General features: G+C 72.0%; 14 protein-coding genes. 9 read left to right on the forward strand and 5 right to left on the reverse strand.

The window, feature by feature from the left end:
• Window positions 1-9 precede the first annotated feature (9 nt).
• Both ACWC94_RS27540 and ACWC94_RS27545 read left to right on the forward strand, forming a co-directional pair.
• Complete coding sequence (locus ACWC94_RS27540; protein ID WP_450799784.1) at window positions 10-1,044, forward strand: LacI family DNA-binding transcriptional regulator; 1,035 nt, start codon at window positions 10-12, stop codon at window positions 1,042-1,044.
• Window positions 1,045-1,112: 68 nt separating this feature from the next.
• Complete coding sequence (locus ACWC94_RS27545) at window positions 1,113-1,985, forward strand: phosphatase PAP2 family protein (RefSeq protein WP_450799785.1); 873 nt, start codon at window positions 1,113-1,115, stop codon at window positions 1,983-1,985.
• Here the strand turns inward: ACWC94_RS27545 and ACWC94_RS27550 are convergent.
• Together ACWC94_RS27550 and ACWC94_RS27555 are read right to left on the reverse strand one after the other, a co-directional pair.
• A complete protein-coding gene (locus ACWC94_RS27550; RefSeq protein WP_450799786.1) occupies window positions 1,973-4,981 on the reverse strand; it encodes a bifunctional [glutamine synthetase] adenylyltransferase/[glutamine synthetase]-adenylyl-L-tyrosine phosphorylase in 3,009 nt (1,002 codons plus the stop codon). The two genes, ACWC94_RS27545 and ACWC94_RS27550, sit on opposite strands and share 13 nt — an antisense overlap.
• Window positions 4,982-5,332: 351 nt before the next feature.
• On the reverse strand, window positions 5,333-6,229 hold the full coding sequence (locus ACWC94_RS27555) for a DUF72 domain-containing protein (protein WP_450799787.1): 897 nt from the start codon (window positions 6,227-6,229) through the stop codon (window positions 5,333-5,335).
• Between the two features lie 127 nt (window positions 6,230-6,356).
• On the opposite strand from ACWC94_RS27555, the gene ACWC94_RS27560 reads away from it, so the two are divergent.
• The 4 genes from ACWC94_RS27560 to ACWC94_RS27575 all read left to right on the forward strand — a co-directional run bounded on the left by ACWC94_RS27560 (window position 6,357) and on the right by ACWC94_RS27575 (window position 9,934).
• Window positions 6,357-7,244 (forward strand): alkaline phosphatase family protein, encoded by an 888-nt coding sequence (locus tag ACWC94_RS27560; protein WP_450799788.1) that lies wholly within the window; start codon window positions 6,357-6,359, stop codon window positions 7,242-7,244.
• Between the two features lies 1 nt (window position 7,245).
• Window positions 7,246-8,511, forward strand: coding sequence for an MFS transporter (locus ACWC94_RS27565; RefSeq protein WP_450799789.1), 1,266 nt, complete (start codon window positions 7,246-7,248; stop codon window positions 8,509-8,511).
• Window positions 8,508-9,527 (forward strand): TolB family protein, encoded by a 1,020-nt coding sequence (locus ACWC94_RS27570; protein ID WP_450799790.1) that lies wholly within the window; start codon window positions 8,508-8,510, stop codon window positions 9,525-9,527. The genes ACWC94_RS27565 and ACWC94_RS27570 overlap by 4 nt, the downstream gene beginning before the upstream one ends.
• 137 nt (window positions 9,528-9,664) lie before the next feature.
• Window positions 9,665-9,934 carry a hypothetical protein gene (locus ACWC94_RS27575; RefSeq protein ID WP_450799791.1) on the forward strand — a complete coding sequence of 90 codons (270 nt, stop codon included), beginning with the start codon at window positions 9,665-9,667 and terminating at the stop codon, window positions 9,932-9,934.
• A gap of 117 nt (window positions 9,935-10,051) precedes the next feature.
• Here ACWC94_RS27575 and glnA read toward each other — a convergent pair whose 3' ends face one another.
• Complete coding sequence (gene glnA / locus ACWC94_RS27580) at window positions 10,052-11,413, reverse strand: type I glutamate--ammonia ligase (RefSeq protein WP_450799792.1); 1,362 nt, start codon at window positions 11,411-11,413, stop codon at window positions 10,052-10,054.
• A 306-nt stretch (window positions 11,414-11,719) separates the two neighbouring features.
• Here glnA and ACWC94_RS27585 point away from each other — a divergent pair, with 306 nt between their 5' ends.
• Window positions 11,720-12,907 carry a globin domain-containing protein gene (locus ACWC94_RS27585; protein ID WP_450799793.1) on the forward strand — a complete coding sequence of 396 codons (1,188 nt, stop codon included), beginning with the start codon at window positions 11,720-11,722 and terminating at the stop codon, window positions 12,905-12,907.
• 10 nt (window positions 12,908-12,917) lie between these two features.
• On the opposite strand, the gene ACWC94_RS27590 is transcribed toward ACWC94_RS27585, so the two are convergent.
• Both ACWC94_RS27590 and ACWC94_RS27595 read right to left on the reverse strand, forming a co-directional pair.
• On the reverse strand, window positions 12,918-13,964 hold the full coding sequence (locus tag ACWC94_RS27590) for an FAD-dependent monooxygenase (RefSeq protein WP_450799794.1): 1,047 nt from the start codon (window positions 13,962-13,964) through the stop codon (window positions 12,918-12,920).
• Window positions 13,965-14,056: 92 nt separating this feature from the next.
• Window positions 14,057-14,500, reverse strand: a complete 444-nt coding sequence (locus tag ACWC94_RS27595; protein WP_450799795.1) for an Rrf2 family transcriptional regulator — start codon at window positions 14,498-14,500, stop codon at window positions 14,057-14,059.
• 163 nt (window positions 14,501-14,663) lie between these two features.
• On the opposite strand from ACWC94_RS27595, the gene ACWC94_RS27600 reads away from it, so the two are divergent.
• Together ACWC94_RS27600 and ACWC94_RS27605 are read left to right on the forward strand one after the other, a co-directional pair.
• Window positions 14,664-15,341: a DUF3105 domain-containing protein gene (locus tag ACWC94_RS27600; protein ID WP_450799796.1), complete on the forward strand. Its 678-nt coding sequence runs from the start codon at window positions 14,664-14,666 to the stop codon at window positions 15,339-15,341.
• Window positions 15,341-15,973 carry a DUF305 domain-containing protein gene (locus tag ACWC94_RS27605; RefSeq protein ID WP_450799797.1) on the forward strand — a complete coding sequence of 211 codons (633 nt, stop codon included), beginning with the start codon at window positions 15,341-15,343 and terminating at the stop codon, window positions 15,971-15,973. Before ACWC94_RS27600 ends, ACWC94_RS27605 begins: the two co-directional genes overlap by 1 nt.
• The last annotated feature ends 64 nt before the right edge of the window (window positions 15,974-16,037 follow it).

A 16,037-nucleotide genomic window follows, 5' to 3' on the forward strand; every position in this document is an offset into this window, starting at 1 on the left:
TCCAATCCTGTGACCACACGGCTTGCCGACATCGCTGCGCAGGCGGGGGTGAGCGAAGCGACCGTCAGCCGGGTCCTCAACGGGAAACCGGGCGTCGCCGCCACCACCCGCCAGTCCGTGCTCGCCGCGCTGGACGTCCTGGGCTACGAGCGCCCGGTGCGGCTGCGGCAGCGCAGCGAGGGGCTGGTCGGGCTGATCACGCCGGAGCTGGAGAACCCGATATTCCCGGCCCTGGCCCAGGTCATCGGCCAGGCACTGACCCGCCAGGGCTACACCCCGGTGCTCGCCACCCAGACCCCGGGCGGGTCGACCGAGGACGAGCTGACCGAGATGCTCGTGGACCGTGGGGTCGCCGGGATCATCTATGTCTCCGGGCTGCACGCGGACACCACCGCCGACATGCAGCGCTATGAGCGGCTGCGGGCGCAGGGCGTGCCGTTCGTGCTGGTGGACGGGTTCTCGCCGAAGGTGCAGGCGCCGTTCATCTCCCCCGACGACCGGGCCGCGATGACGCTCGCGGTGACCCATCTGGCCTCGCTCGGGCACACCCGGATCGGGCTCGCCCTCGGGCCGAAGCGGTTCGTGCCGGTGCAGCGCAAGATCGAGGGCTTCGTGCGGGCCGTGCAGGACCAGCTGGGTCTTTCCGCCGAGACGGTGGAGACCGAGCTGATCCAGCACTCGCTGTACACCCTGGAGGGCGGGCAGGCCGCGGCCACGGCCCTGATCGAGCGGGACTGCACGGCCGTGGTGTGCGCCAGCGACATGATGGCGCTCGGTGCCATACGGGCGGCGCGGCAGCGCGGTCTGGAAGTGCCCCGGGACGTGTCGGTGGTCGGCTTCGACGACTCCCCGCTGATCGCCTTCACCGACCCGCCGCTGACCACGGTCCGCAAGCCGGTTCCGGCGATGGGGCAGGCCGCGGTGCGCACGCTGCTGGAGGAGATCGGCGGGACGCCCGCGCCGCACAGCGAGTTCGTGTTCATGCCGGAATTGGTGGTGCGCGGTTCGACCGCGTCGGCACCGCACGTCGTCCGTTCGCCGTAGAAGGTGCGCCTCGGACCCGACCTTGGGATGATCGGTCGAGGAAGCCTTTTCTGGCAGACTTGATGGCTATGAGTGACTCGACCGTGACGCAGCCGGAAGGTCGCGAGGAGGTGGCCGTTCCGCAGGCCGTCACGGGCGAGTACGGACGGGGCGCACGGGGGGTGGTGGGCCGGCTGCGGCGTCCGCGGCGGCCCCGGCTCTGGTTCGAGATCCTTCTGATCGCGGTGAGTTACTGGACGTACTCACTGATCCGCAACGCCGTCCCGGAACAGAAGGCCAAGGCGCTGCGCAACGCCGACTGGATCTGGGGCGCCGAGCACGATCTCGGCATCGCCGTCGAGCGGTCCGTCAACCACGCCGTGAACTCAGCGACTTGGCTGATCATCGGCATGAACTACTACTACGCCACCCTGCACTTCATCATCACGATCGGTGTGCTGGTGTGGCTGTACCGATGGCATCCGGGGCGTTACGCGGCGGCGCGGCTGGCCCTGTTCGCGACCACCGGTGTGGCTCTCGTCGGTTACTACCTGTTTCCGCTCGCACCGCCCCGGTTGATGCGCGGCGGGCGCTTCGTGGACACGGTCATGGTCCACCACACGTGGGGCTCGATGGCGTCCGGCGATCTGAAGCACATGTCGAACCAGTACGCGGCGATGCCGTCGATGCACATCGGCTGGTCGCTGTGGTGCGGGCTGACGATCTTCGCGCTGGCGTCCGTGCCGTGGGTGCGGGTGCTGGGCCTGCTGTATCCGGCGGCCACCCTGCTGGTCATCGTCGCGACCGCCAACCATTTCTGGCTGGACGCGGTGGGCGGCGTGCTGTGCCTGGCCTTCGGTTTCACGGTGGCCCGGATGTGGTACGGCGCCGTGCCGTACGCCCTGCCGAAGGGGGCGCCGGCCCGGGTGGCGGAACCGGCTGCGTCCGCTCAGTCCGCGTAGAACAGCTCCTCCACCACCGTGCGCGCCCTGCGGGTGGTACGGCGGTACGCGTCCAGCATGTCCCCGGCGTGCCCGGCGCCGTAGCCCAGATAGCGGCCCACGGCGGCCAGCTCGCGGGGCTCGGTCGGGAAGGTGTCCCCGGCCCGGCCGCGCACCAGCATCACCGCGTTGCGCACCCGGGTGGCCAGCACCCAGGCCTCGTCCAGGATCTCCGTCTCCTCGGCGGACAGCAGCCCGGCCTCGTGGGCGGCGGCCAGTGCCTCGCGGGTGCGGGTGGTGCGCAGGCCGGGATGGTCCCAGCCGTGCCGGAGCTGGAACAGCTGCACGGTCCACTCCACGTCGGACAGGCCGCCCGGTCCGAGCTTGGTGTGCAGCCTGGGATCCGCGCCGCGCGGCAGGCGCTCGGCCTCCATCCGGGCCTTCAGGCGGCGGATCTCGCGTACGGCGTCCTCGCCGAGGCCGTGGGCCGGGTAGCGCAGCGGGTCGATCAGCTCGGTGAAGCGCCGGCCCAGCTCCTCGTCGCCGGCGACCGGCTCGGCCCGCAGCAGCGCCTGGGACTCCCAGACGAGGGACCAGCGGCGGTAGTACGCCTCGTACGACTTCAGGGTGCGCACCAGCGGGCCCGACTTGCCCTCCGGGCGCAGATCGGCGTCGATCAGCAGCGGCGGGTCGGCGCTGGGCAGCTGGAGCAGCCGGCGCATCTCGGCGACGACCTTGTTCGCCGCCGCGGCGGCCTCGTGCTCGTCGACGCCGTCCTGCGGCTCGTGCACGAAGACGACGTCCGCGTCGGAGCCGTAGCCCAGCTCGTGACCGCCGAAGCGGCCCATCCCTATGATCGCGAAGCGGGTGGGGAGCGTGTCGCCCCAGCCGTCGCGGACCACCGCGCGCAGGGTGCCGGCGAGGGTGGCGGCGGTGAGATCGGAGACCGCGGCACCGACCCGGTCCACCAGGGCGCCCTGGTCCGCCTCGGCGGGGCTGGTCTCGGTGCCGTAGGAGCCGACGATGTCGGCGGCGGCCGTACGGAACAGCTCGCGGCGGCGGACGCCGCGGGCCGCCGTGACGCCCTGCTCGGCGTTCTCCGCGCGGCCCACGGCGGCCAGGATCTCCTGTTCGAGGGGGGTGCGCTCGCGGAGCGCGAGGCCACCGCCGCTCACCCCGGTACCGTCTCCGTCACCGAGCAGCGCCACCGCTTCCGGGGCGCGCATCAGGAGGTCGGGGGCGAGGCGGCCCGCCGACAGGACGCGGGCCAGGTTCTCCGCCGCCGCGCCCTCGTCGCGCAGCAGGCGCAGGTACCAGGGGGTCTTGCCGAGCGCGTCGGAGACCTTGCGGAAGTTCAGCAGGCCCGCGTCCGGGTCCGCCGAGTCGGCGAACCAGCCGAGGAGGACGGGGAGCAGGGTGCGCTGGATGGCCGCCTTGCGGGTCACGCCGGAGGCGAGGGCCTCCAGGTGGCGCAGGGCGGCGGCGGGGTCGGCGTAGCCGAGGGCGACCAGGCGCTCGCGGGCCGCCTCGGGACTCAGGCGGACCTCGCCGGGGGCGAGCTGGGCGACCGCGTCGAGCAGCGGACGGTAGAAGAGCTTCTCGTGCAGCCGCCGTACGACGCCGGTGTGCCGCTTCCACTCGCGGTTCAGGTCGGCCACCGGGTCGGTGCGCAGGCCGAGGGAGCGGCCGAGGCGGCGCAGGTCCGCTTCCGCGGTGGGCACGAGGTGGGTGCGGCGCAGGCGGTAGAGCTGGATGCGGTGCTCCATCGAGCGCAGGAAGCGGTACGCCTCGTCCAGGCGGGCGGCGTCCTCGCGGCCGACGTAGCCCGCGGCGGCCAGGGCCTGGAGGGCGTCCAGGGTGGTGCCGCTGCGCAGGGCGGGGTCGGTGCGGCCGTGGACCAACTGCAGGAGCTGGACGGCGAATTCGACGTCGCGCAGGCCGCCCGGGCCGAGTTTGAGTTCCCTTTCGATCTCGGCGGCGGGGATGTTCGCGATGACGCGGCGGCGCATCTGCTGGACGTCCGGTACGAAGTTCTCGCGCTCGGCGGCCTTCCAGACCATGGGTTCGAGCGCGTCGACGTACGCCCGGCCCAGTTCCGCGTCGCCCGCCACCGGGCGGGCCTTGAGCAGGGCCTGGAACTCCCAGGTCTTCGCCCAGCGCTGGTAGTAGGCGAGGTGGGAGGAGAGGGTGCGGACGAGGGGGCCGTTGCGGCCCTCGGGGCGGAGGTTGGCGTCCACCGGCCAGATGGAGCCCTCGACCGTGGTCTCGGAGCAGATCCGCATGAGGTGCGAGGCGAGGCGGGTGGCGGAGGTGAGGGCGTGGGCCTCCGTGGCGCCTTCGGCCGCCTCCGCCACGAAGATCACGTCCACGTCCGAGACGTAGTTCAGTTCGTGGCCGCCGCACTTGCCCATCGCGATCACCGCGAGGCGGCAGGCGGCGGCGTCCTCGGGGGCGTTCGCCCGCGCGATGGCCAGGGCGGCGCGGAGGGTGGCGGTGGCGAGGTCGGCGAGTTCGGCGGCCGTCTCGGCGACGTCCGTGGTGCCGCAGACGTCGCGGGCGGCGATGGAGAGCAGGCAGCGGCGGTAGGCCACGCGGAGGGAGACGGGGTCGGCGGCCTCGGCCAGGCCGCGCTCGAACTCCTCGACGCCGGGGTGCAGGTCGCGGGGTTCGTAGGTGACCAGGGCGCGCCAGTCACCCGGGTGGCGGGCCAGGTGGTCGGCGAGGGCGGCGGAGGCGCCGAGGACGCCGAGGAGGCGGTCGCGCAGCGGCTTGGCCGCGATGAGGGTGTCCAGCAGTTCGCGGTGGGCCGTGGGGCCGTCCTGGGCCTCCAGGAGGCGGACCAGGCCGTGCAGGGCGAGGTCGGGGTCGGGGGTGGCGCCGAGGGCTTCCAGGAGGACGGGGTCGTCGCGGACGGGGGCGAGTTCGGGGCCGTCGAGGAGGCGCTCCGCGGCGGAGGGGTCGGTGAAGCCGTGTCGGAGCAGGCGGGTGAAGGTGCTGCTTCTGCGGCCCGGCGTCATCTCCGTGGCCTCCCCTCGGGTGCGGTTCTCCTGGCCAGAGCCTAGCCGGAGGGGCGGGGTGGGGCGGGGCGGGCGTGGGGCGGGCGTGGGGGCTTCGGTGGTGGGGCGGCGGGGAGCGGTGCGGGCCGGTGGGGTGGGGGCGGGTGCCTGCGGCGGCCTGTGGCTCGTCGTCGTGGCTGGTGTCCCGCCCGCGGTGCGTCGTGAGTCGGTGCCGCGCCGGGTGGTGTCCGTCCTCGGTCCGGCGGACTGCTCCCTGAGAGGTTCGGCGCGTTCTCGCCGGCCGCTGCGGGCGGACACCACCCGCCACGTCCCCTTCCCGCCGTGCGCGGCTGCGGGAACGGGGGGCAGATCTCACGTCGCGTTCCCCCCGCGGTTCCTGTCCGGTGTGCGTGGCTGTGGGAGGGGTGGGGTCAGGAGGGTGTGCATCGTCTGCGCCGCCTGGGGGGCCGCGTCGCCGCAGCAGGTGTTGAAGAGGATGTGGAGTTCCTCGGTGGCGGAGGCCAGGGCCCGGATGCGGGGGAGCCATTCGCGCAGTTCCGGGGTGGTGTAGCTGTGGCGGAAGCGGTCCTGTTTGCTGCCCGTGCCCCAGTGGCGGCTGCGGCCGTGGAAGCGGATCACCGAGAGGTGGGCCGTGGTGACGGGGGTGGTGGGCGGCATCGAGGTCGGTAAGCCCTGGGGGGTGTCGACCGCTACGGCGGTGGCGTCGAGGTCGGTGAGGAAGGCGCCGGTGCGGCGGGCCTGATCGGGGTGCCACCAGGCGGGGTTGCGGAACTCCACGGCGAACGGCCAGTCGCGGGCACGTTCCCGGGCGGTGTGGATGAAGGCCTCGGCGGCGGGTCCGGGGGTGAGCGAGGGCGGGTACTGGAAGAGGAGGGTACCGAGGCGGCCGGAGGCGCGCAGGGGGGTGAGTGCCTGGGCGTAGCGGGTCCAGATCTCCTCGCGGAACGCTTCGTCGCGGGGGTGTGCGCGCAGGTCCGGCGGGAGGGCGCGGGGGTGGGTGGGGTGGCCGGTGAGGAGGGAGAACGCCTTGACGTCGAACCGGAAGCCGGGTGGGGTGCGGTCCGCCCAGAGGCGGGTCGTGCGCGGGGTGGGGAGGGCGTAGTAGGGGGAGTCGGCCTCCACCAGGGGGAAGCGGCCGGCGTAGTGCCGTAGGCGGCCTTCGGCGTCCCGGTGGCCGGGTGGGTACCAGCCGCTCGTCAGCAGGGCTCGGTCCGTCCAGCCGCATGTGCCCACGAGAATCCGCGCCATGGGGGCGGGAGTACCCCTTGTTCATCCGTTCTTCACCCGCGGGGTTGGCCGACGTGGGGCACGGGAATATTGACGTGTGCATGCTCTGTCCGCACCGCCAGCCCCGTACCCCCACCCGGAGGTTGATGTGTCCGGCAGTTCCGTGTACCGCCGTGCCCGTACCGTCGTGGCGTCCGTGGCGGCGTTCGCCGCGGCCTCGGTCGGGCTGTGGACCGGCCTCGGTGAAGAGTCCGCGCACGCCGCGGGCGCCGTGCCGAGTCCGGACCACGTGGTCGTCGTGGTCTTCGAGAACCACGCCTACAGCCAGGTCATCGGCTCCTCCAGCGCCCCGTACCTCAACTCGCTGAGGTCGGGGGGTGCCAGCCTGACGCAGTCGTACGCCGAGACCCACCCGAGCCAGCCCAACTACTTCGCCCTGTTCTCCGGTTCGACGCAGGGCATCACGGACGACAGCTGCTACACGCCCGCCTTCTCGTCGGCGCCCAATCTCGCGTCCGAGACGATCGCCGCCGGGCGCAGCTGGGCCAGCTACAACGAGACCCTGCCGAGCCAGGGTTCGACCACGTGCAGCAGCGGGAACTACGCGCGCAAGCACAACCCGTGGTTCGGGTTCAGCAATGTGCCGACGTCGAGCGCGAAGACGTTCGCGCAGTTCCCGGCGGACTACTCGACACTGCCCCAGCTGTCGTTCGTGACCCCGAACCTGTGCAGCGACATGCACGACTGCTCGGTGTCCACCGGAGACACCTGGCTGAAGAACAACCTGGGCGGCTACGCGAGTTGGGCCAAGAGCCACAACAGTCTGCTCGTCGTCACGTTCGACGAGGACAACCGGCTGAGCGGGAACCGGATCCCCACGGTGCTCTACGGGCAGCCCGTGGCGGCCGGCTCGTCCAGCTCCACGGCCTACGACCACTACGACCTGCTGCGCACCCTCGAGGACAGCCAGGGGCTGACCTCGCACGCGGGCAACGCCGCCTCCGCCCAGGACATCACCGGCGTCTGGGCGTCGTGACGTGTACGTAGCGGACAGCCGCGCGGGGGGACCCCCATCGGCGTCCGCGGACGGTGCCGTCCGGCCAGTGGCCGGGCGGCGCCGTGCCGCGATCGCCCCGACCGTGCTCGCGCTCGGAACGGTCAGTCTGGTGACCGATGTGTCGTCCGAGATGGTCACCGCCGTTCTACCGCTGTACCTGGTCACGGGGCTCGGCCTGTCCCCCCTCGGCTTCGGGCTGCTGGACGGCGTCTACAACGGGTTCTCGGCGGTCGTACGGCTGGCGGGCGGGCATCTCGCGGACCGGGGCGGCGGGCGGCACAAGTGGGTCGCCGGGTTCGGGTACGGCCTCTCCGCCGTGTGCAAGCCGTTGCTGCTGGCGGCGCACTCGCTCACGCCGATCGGGCTCGTGCTGGCCGCCGACCGCACCGGGAAGGGGCTTCGGACCGCGCCCCGGGACGCCCTGATCTCGCTGTCCGGGCCGGCCGAGTCACGGGGGCGGGCCTTCGGGGTGCACCGGGCGATGGACACGGCCGGGGCCCTGCTCGGGCCGCTGGTGGCGTTCCTGATCCTGCGGGCCGCGGTCGACGGGTACGACGCGGTGTTCACCGTCAGCTTCTGCGTGGCGGTGCTCGGTGTCCTGGTGCTGGTGCTCTTCGTACCGGGCGGGCGCGGTGGTGCCGTCCCCGAGGAGCGGCCCACCCTGCGGGGCGCGGTGGGGCTGTTGCGGCGGCGGGGGCTGCGGCGGGTGGCTCTGTGCGCGCTGCTGCTGGGTCTCGCCACGGTGAGTGACTCGTTCGTGTATCTGCTGCTCCAGCGGCGGCTCGGCGTACCGGACCGTTGGTTCGCGCTGCTGCCGCTCGGTACGGCCGCCTCGTTCCTGCTGCTGGCGGTGCCGCTCGGGCGGCTCGCGGACCGGGTGGGCCGGTGGACGGTCTTCGTGACCGGGCACGGCGCCCTGCTGGTCGGGTACGCGTTGCTGCTCACCGCGTGGCACGGACCGGCCCTGCCGTACGTCGTGCTGGCCCTGCACGGCGCCTTCTACGCGGCCACCGACGGCGTGCTGATGGCGGCGGCCTCGGACGGGGTGCCGGAGGCACTGCGCTCCTCCGGGCTGGCCCTCGTACAGACCGGACAGGCGCTGGCCCGGTTCGCCTGCAGTCTGCTGTTCGGCGCGGCCTGGACGGTGTGGGGCGACCGGGCGGCGCTGGCGGGCGCGGCGGTGGCGCTGGCCGCGTGCGCCGCGTTCTCCTCGGTCCTGCGCCCGAAGGGGACGGTGCCCGCATGACCGTACGCGGCCGCGTCCTGATCCTGGTCGCCGCCGTCGCCGTACTGGCCGCGGTGGGGCTGGCGTCCGTGCTGCACGCCTCGGCCCGTGCCGGCCGCCGTGACCGGGCGCAGGCGGGCGGTCCGCCAGTCACGGCGGGGGCCGTCACGCTGACCGGGCACGGGCGGATGGTCTTCCGGAACACGGCGTGGGGCCCGCACCGGGACGAGGTGGTGAGCGTGGGGGCCGGCGACCCGTCGGGGGCGCGGACCGCGTCCGGGGTCAAGTGCCTGCGTTTCCACGCTGCTTCGGGTACGGGTGTGTGTCTGCAGGCGGTGCACGGGCCGGTCTCGGACACCTATCGCGCGCTCGTCCTGGACGCCCGGTTGCGGACGGTGCACCGGTACGACGTCCCGGGCGTTCCGTCCCGGGCCCGGGTCTCCCCCACGGGTCACTTCGCGGCCTGGACGGCTTTCGTGGGCGGTGACTCGTACGCCGGGACGGACTTCTCCACGCGTGCGGCGATCGTGGACACGAGGAGTGGTCAACTGGTCCCGTCCCTGGAGGACTTCCGGATCGTCAAGGACGGGCATCCGTACCGGGCGGCGGACGTCAACTTCTGGGGGGTGACGTTCGCGGCGGACGACCGCACGTTCTATGCGACGCTGGCGACGCAGGGGCACACCTATCTGGTCCGTGGCGATCTGCGGGCCCGCACGGTCACGACCCTGCACACGAACGTCGAGTGCCCGTCCCTTTCCCCCGACGGCACCCGGATCGCCTACAAGAAGCGGGTCAAGGGCCTGCCGAAGGACGCCCCTTGGCATCTGTACGTGCTCGACCTGCGGACGATGCGCGAGACTCCGCTGGCCGAGCGCAGGAGCGTGGACGACCAGGCGGTGTGGCGCGATACCCGTACGGTCGTGTACGCCCTGCCCGGTGACTACGGCGCCGACCTGTACCAGGTCCCGGCGGACGGGTCGGGGCGGGCGCGGCGGATCAGCACGGCCGCGGTGTCTCCGGCGTATGTGCCATAAGGGCGCGGCGCACGGTCCGCTCGATCATTAAATCGGCGTGTCGATGTCCATTTTGACGGATATACACCCTAATCTCCGTTGCTGTAGGTGCAAGATCCGTGACAGATCGCATCCACAACTCACTCTATGGAGATCACATGAACAAGCTTCACAAGGCTGCCGTCATGGTCGCGGCTCTCGGGAGCGTCGGGCTCCTGACGGCCGGCACCGCTCACGCCGGGGGCGAAGGCGGCAACAGCGTCATGCAGAGCTCGAACTGCCGGTCGCACGACCTGAACCTCGACGTCCTCGGCGAGGTCGGGATCCTCAACGGCGTGCTGGGCAACGCGCTCAACGGCGAAGGCGACCCGGGCGCGCAGGCGACGCACATCGGCTCGACCATGGGCTGCGACAACAAGGCCTGGTAAGAGGCCGGTTCAGCACCCCTGAACGGTGGGAAGTGGCTGGGCGGTGGCACCGAGAGCGCTGTTGCGCACTCCGGTACCACCGCCCGCAACCGTTCCGGGCCGGCCGTCGGCCCGCGACTACAGCACCGGCAGGTTCTTCCGCAGCTCGAAGGCCGTGACCTCGCTGCGGTACTCCTCCCACTCCTGGCGCTTGTTGCGCAGGAAGAAATCGAAGACGTGCTCGCCGAGGGTCTCGGCGACCAGGTCGCTGCTCTCCATCAGGGTCAGGGCCTCCCCGAGGTTCTGCGGGAGGGGCTCGATGCCCATCGCGCGGCGCTCGGCGTTGGACAGGGCCCAGACGTCGTCCTCGGCGCCCGGCGGAAGCTCGTAGCCCTCCTCGATGCCCTTCAGGCCGGCGGCCAGCAGGAGGGCGTAGGCCAGGTAGGGGTTGGCGCCCGAGTCCAGGGAGCGGACCTCCACGCGCGCGGAGCCCGTCTTGCCCGGCTTGTACATCGGGACGCGGACCAGGGCGCTGCGGTTGTTGTGGCCCCAGCAGATGTACGACGGGGCCTCGCCGCCCGCGCCCGCCGTGCGCTCCGAGCCGCCCCAGATGCGCTTGTAGGAGTTCACCCACTGGTTGGTGACCGCCGAGATCTCCGCCGCGTGCCGGAGCAGGCCCGCGATGAAGGAACGGCCGACCTTGGAGAGCTGGAACTCGGCGCCCGACTCGTAGAACGCGTTCCGGTCGCCCTCGAAGAGGGACAGGTGCGTGTGCATGCCGGAGCCCGGGTGCTCGGAGAAGGGCTTCGGCATGAACGTCGCCTGCACCCCCTGCTCCAGCGCCACCTGCTTCATGACCAGGCGGAACGTCATGATGTTGTCGGCCGTGGAGAGCGCGTCGGCGTAGCGCAGGTCGATCTCCTGCTGGCCGGGCGCGCCCTCGTGGTGGGAGAACTCCACCGAGATGCCCATGGACTCCAGCATGGTGATCGCCTGGCGGCGGAAGTCCATGCCGACGTTGGTCGGCGTGTGGTCGAAGTAACCCGAGTTGTCGGCCGGGGTGGGGCGGGAGCCGTCGAGCGGGCGGTCCTTCAGCAGGAAGAACTCGATCTCGGGGTGGGTGTAGAAGGTGAAGCCCAGGTCGGAGGTGCGGGCCAGGGCGCGCTTGAGGACGTAGCGCGGGTCGGCGAAGGACGGGGAGCCGTCCGGCATGAGGATGTCGCAGAACATGCGGGCGGTGCCGGGGGTCTCCGCGCGCCACGGCAGGACCTGGAAGGTGGAGGGGTCCGGCTTGGCGATCATGTCGGACTCGTAGACCCGGGCGAAGCCCTCGATGGCGGAGCCGTCGAAACCGATGCCCTCGTCGAAGGCCTGCTCCAGCTCGGCGGGGGCCACGGCGACGGACTTGAGGAAGCCCAGCACGTCCGTGAACCACAGGCGTACGAACCGGATGTCACGCTCCTCCAGTGTCCGGAGCACGAACTCCTGCTGCTTGTCCATCTTCCGCTACCCCATCCTTGCTGGTCAGGCCGCCTGTCCCCCATCCCTCGGGAGGCGGTCGGGCACCTGAGCATCCCACCACAACACCATTTCATGCGCGTTGCGGACCTTGATCGCCCGAGCGTCTTCGGCCTGAACGCCTCTCGTACGGCAGGTGTACTGCTCTCTCGCCCATCTTGCCTGCTCGGACCGACATCCGTAATGGCCGGTCCGGTTCGCGACGTGAGGGATGCCACGCCTGTTTAATTTGCATCTCAGATGCAAGTTTTCATAGCGTCTCGATCAGCCGAGTCGTGAGGAGTCCCGATGCTGTCCGAGCAGTCCGCAGCCACCGTCCGCGCCACCCTTCCCGCCGTGGGCGCGGCCATCGGCGAGATCACCGAGCGCTTCTACGCCCGCCTCTTCGCCGCCCACCCCGAACTGCTGCGGGACCTGTTCAACCGCGGAAACCAGGCCTCCGGCGCCCAGAAGCAGGCCCTGGCCGGCTCCATCGCCGCCTTCGCCACACACCTGCTGGAGCACCCGGACACCCGGCCCGACGCGATGCTCGGCCGCATCGCCCACAAGCACGCCTCGCTGGGCGTCGCGCCCGAGCAGTACGACGTCGTGCACGAGCACCTCTTCGCCGCCATCGCCGACGTCCTCGGCGAGGCCGTGACGCCCGAGGTGGCCGCCGCCTGGACCGAGGTCTACTGGCTGATGGCCAACGCGCTCGTCGCGATCGAGAAGCGGCTGTACGAGGAGAGCGGCAGCCGGGTCCGGCGGCCGTGGGAGGTCGTGGAGCGCGTCGAGGAGACGGCGGACGTCGTCACCTTCCGGCTGCGCCCGGCCGACGGCGGCCCGGTGCGCGCCTTCCGCGCCGGTCAGTACGTCTCCGTCCAGGTCGAGCTGCCCGACGGCGCCCGCCAGGTACGGCAGTACAGCCTGTCCGGGGCGCCGGGCGGAAGCGTGCGCCAGTTCAGCGTCAAGCGCGTGCGCGGGGACGACGCCACCCCCGACGGCGAGGTGTCGCACCACCTCCACGCACGCGTGCGGCCCGGCGACGTCCTGGACCTGTCCGAGCCGTACGGCGACCTCGTCCTGGACGCCGACGCCGCAACCCCGCTGCTGCTCGCCTCCGCCGGCATCGGTGTGACCCCCATGGTCGCCATGCTGGCCGACCTCGCGGCCACCGGCCACCAGGGCCCGGTCACCGTCGTCCACGGCGACCGCTCCCCCGCCGACCACGCCCTGCGCGCCGACCACGAGACCTATGCCGGGAAGCTCCCCGAAGCGTCCGTGCACTTCTTCTACGAGCGCGACGCGGAGCCGGGGACCCGCACCGGCCTGGTCGACCTGGCCGGGATCCCCGTACGGCCCGGCACGCGCGCGTACCTGTGCGGGCCGCTGCCCTTCATGCGCGCGGTCCGCGCCCAGCTGATCGAGCGGGGCGTGGCCCCGGCCGACATCCACTACGAGGTGTTCGGCCCGGACCTGTGGCTGGCCCGGGGCTGAGCCCCTCCGGTCAAGGGGCGCCGAAGCTGCGGGCGCCCTCCCGGCCCGTCTGCTGGTTCTCCGCCACGTACGGGCGCAGTTCCTGCTCATAGGCGGCGAAGGCCTTGAGGTGGTCGCCGCCGGACTCGGCGAGGTGCCGGGCCAGGGTGCGGGCGCCGATCAGCGCCTGGGAGGTGCCCATGCCCGAGGTGGGGGCGGCGCAGTAACCGGCGTCGCCCAGCAGCACCACCCGGCCCTCGGACCAGCGGTCGAGGTGGACCTGGCAGGCCGAGGAGAAGTAGAGGTCGGTGGCGGCGGACATGTCGTCCAGCAGGCGGGGCACGATCCAGCCGGCGCCTGCCATCCGCTCCCGGGTGGTCCGCTCCTGCTCCGCGCGGCCCAGCAGGTCCAGCTTCGGCGAGTCACTGGCGAAGGAGAGGCTGACGGACATCCGCTCGGGGTCGGCCGCGCTGAACGCGTAGACCGCCCGGCCGGGGGTCTGCCACAGCACACCCCGGTGGTCCAGGCCCAGCCGGTTCGGGGCGCTGAAGCCCGCACCCGACAGGCCGAGGTGCCGGATGGCCTCGCTGTGCGGGCCGAAGACCAGGCGGCGCACCACCGAGTAGATGCCGTCGGCACCGACGACCAGGTCGTAGGTGTCCGGGGCGGCGCGTTCGAAGCCGACCCGGACCCCGTCGGCGTCCTGCTCGATCGCGTTGACCGAGTCGTCGAAGACATAGCGCACCTGCTGCGCCGTGTGCGCGTGCAGGATGCGGGTCAGGTCCCGCTTGGGCACCTCCAGCTCACCGGCGAAGTGCTCGGCGGGCAGCTCGCCCACGCGGTCGCCGCCGGCGTCCAGCAGGTCGGTGCCGGTCATCCCGGTGGCGTGCCCGCGCACCTCCTCCAGGATCCCCAGGTCCGCCAGCACCTCGAAGGCCGCGCCCCGGAAGTCGACGGCGTAGCCGCTGTCCCGCAGGGCCGGGGCGCGCTCGACCACGGTCACCTCGTGGCCGTCGCGCCGCAGGAGGAAGGCGAGCGCGGGACCGGCCACGCTCGCGCCGGAGATGAGGACCTTCATGACGTACCCCCGTCGTCGTTCCGAGCCGGCCCCCAGCCTTCATCAGATCCGCCCGGCGATCAACGACGGTTTCCGGCCAGGGATGCCGGCCGTCAGGCGCGCCGCGCCCCCCGGGAGATACCGAGCAGCAAAGGACCGGTGGGTTCGGAGACGATGTCGGCAACCGTGACGGGGTCCAGCGCGGCGAAGAAGGCCTCCTGCGCCCGGCGCAGGGCGCCGCGCAGGCGGCAGCCGGAGTTCAGGGGGCAGGGGGTCGGGCCCTCGCAGTCGACCACGTCGCCCTCGCCCTCGAAGGTGCGCACCACCGCGCCGACCGAGGCCGTACGGCCCTTCCCGGTGAGCGTGAGACCCCCGCCCCGGCCGCGCCGGGCGTCGACGAGGCCCAGGTGCTGGAGTTCGGCGACGACCTTCGCGGCGTGCGTGTAGGGCACGTCCATGTCCGCCGCGACCTGGCGGGTGGTGGGCGTGGCGTCGGCGGCGACGGCCAGTCGCATCAGGACGCGCAGGGCCAGGTCGGTGGAGCGCAGGAGCCGCATACCACGAGCCTAGGTAATACGCATCCGCGGTTCAAATTATCCCTCGGTCTCCCCCGGCCCCCTCTCTTCGCCGCTCCCGGCCTACGGAAGCCCACCCCTTCCCCATTACGATCTGCTCGCCACACCCTTCCCGTTGCCGGCCCTTTCCCCCAGAAGGACACTCATGGGTTCCGCCAAGAACAGCAGCGCGGCGCGCAAGGCGCGCATAGAAGAGATGCGCCGTGCCGAGCGTGCGCGCGAGCGTCGCGGCCGTGCGCTCACCATCGCCGCGAGCGTGGTGGTCGTCGCCGGCCTCGTGGCCGGCGGTGTGGTCCTCGTGAACTCCCGGTCGGACGACAAGAAGAACAGCGCGAGCGACTCCAAGAGCTCCGGGGACTCCGGGGACTCGGGGCACTGGACCACCGGCAAGGACGGCGTGCAGAGCTGGTCCGGGAAACTGGCGCGGACGCACGTCCAGACCAAGGTGTCGTACCCGATGCACCCCCCGGTCGGCGGCAACCACAACCCGATCTGGGCGACCTGCGACGGGACCGTCTACACCAAGCCGCTGCAGGACGAGAACGCCGTGCACTCGCTGGAGCACGGCGCGGTCTGGGTGACGTACACCAGTAAGGCGAAGAAGGCCGACGTCGACGCGCTGGCGGCGAAGGTGAAGAAGACGCCGTACTCGCTGATGAGCCCGTACGACCATCAGGCGGCGCCGCTGGTCCTGTCCGCCTGGGGCCACCAGGTGACCGTCAAGAGCGCGGACGACCCCGAGGTGAACAAGTTCTTCGCCGCCTACGTCCAGGGCCCGCAGACCCCGGAGCCGGGGGCCGCCTGCACCAGCGGGGCGATGTAGTGAGGCGCCGGCACGTCGGCTGGCTCGCGGGGGCCGCGGCGGCGGTACTCGTCGCGGCCGGCGCGATCACCTACGCGGCCGCCGAGGACTCCGGCGGCCCGGACCCCAAGACGCCGGGCCCGGAGTCGGCGGACGCCGGGTTCGCGCGGGACATGGCGGTCCACCACCAGCAGGCCGTCGAGATGTCGTACATCGTCCGGGACCGCACGAAGAACGAGGAAGTGCGCAGGCTCGCCTACGACATCGCGCAGACGCAGGCCAACCAGCGCGGCATGCTGCTCGGCTGGCTGGACCTGTGGGAGCTGCCGAAGGTGTCGGCCGAGCCGCCGATGACCTGGATGGGCATGGGCGACATGGCCTCCGGCAAGGACGGCGCGCTGATGCCGGGCATGGCGACGAACACGGAGCTGAAGAAGCTCCAGTCGCTCAGCGGCAAGCAGGCCGAGGTCCTCTACCTGCAGCTGATGACGGACCACCACAAGGGCGGGATCCACATGGCCGAGGGGTGCGTGGCCAAGTGCACCGTCGGCGTGGAGAAGAGGCTCGCGCAGGGGATGGTCGACGCGCAGCAGTCGGAGCTCCAGGTGATGGCCGGGATGCTCAAGGAGCGGGGCGCGGCCCCGCGTTCGTGAACGGCGGTACGTGAACAGTCGCCGGGCCGTTCCGTTACCCAACCGTGAGGGACGAAAGGCGCAA

The sequence above is a fragment of the Streptomyces sp. NPDC001135 genome, assembly GCF_053598395.1.

What these genes read in the sequence shown, in the direction of transcription:
- ACWC94_RS27555 (WP_450799787.1), bottom strand. Translation starts at nt 6,229, where the DNA reads ATGGCGCGGATTCTCGTGGGCACATGCGGCTGGACGGACCGAGCCCTG.
- ACWC94_RS27550 (WP_450799786.1), bottom strand. Translation starts at nt 4,981, where the DNA reads ATGACGCCGGGCCGCAGAAGCAGCACCTTCACCCGCCTGCTCCGACAC.
- ACWC94_RS27590 (WP_450799794.1), bottom strand. Translation starts at nt 13,964, where the DNA reads ATGAAGGTCCTCATCTCCGGCGCGAGCGTGGCCGGTCCCGCGCTCGCC.
- ACWC94_RS27545 (WP_450799785.1), top strand. Translation starts at nt 1,113, where the DNA reads ATGAGTGACTCGACCGTGACGCAGCCGGAAGGTCGCGAGGAGGTGGCC.
- ACWC94_RS27585 (WP_450799793.1), top strand. Translation starts at nt 11,720, where the DNA reads ATGCTGTCCGAGCAGTCCGCAGCCACCGTCCGCGCCACCCTTCCCGCC.
- ACWC94_RS27570 (WP_450799790.1), top strand. Translation starts at nt 8,508, where the DNA reads ATGACCGTACGCGGCCGCGTCCTGATCCTGGTCGCCGCCGTCGCCGTA.
- ACWC94_RS27575 (WP_450799791.1), top strand. Translation starts at nt 9,665, where the DNA reads ATGAACAAGCTTCACAAGGCTGCCGTCATGGTCGCGGCTCTCGGGAGC.
- glnA (WP_450799792.1), bottom strand. Translation starts at nt 11,413, where the DNA reads ATGGACAAGCAGCAGGAGTTCGTGCTCCGGACACTGGAGGAGCGTGAC.
- ACWC94_RS27600 (WP_450799796.1), top strand. Translation starts at nt 14,664, where the DNA reads ATGGGTTCCGCCAAGAACAGCAGCGCGGCGCGCAAGGCGCGCATAGAA.
- ACWC94_RS27595 (WP_450799795.1), bottom strand. Translation starts at nt 14,500, where the DNA reads ATGCGGCTCCTGCGCTCCACCGACCTGGCCCTGCGCGTCCTGATGCGA.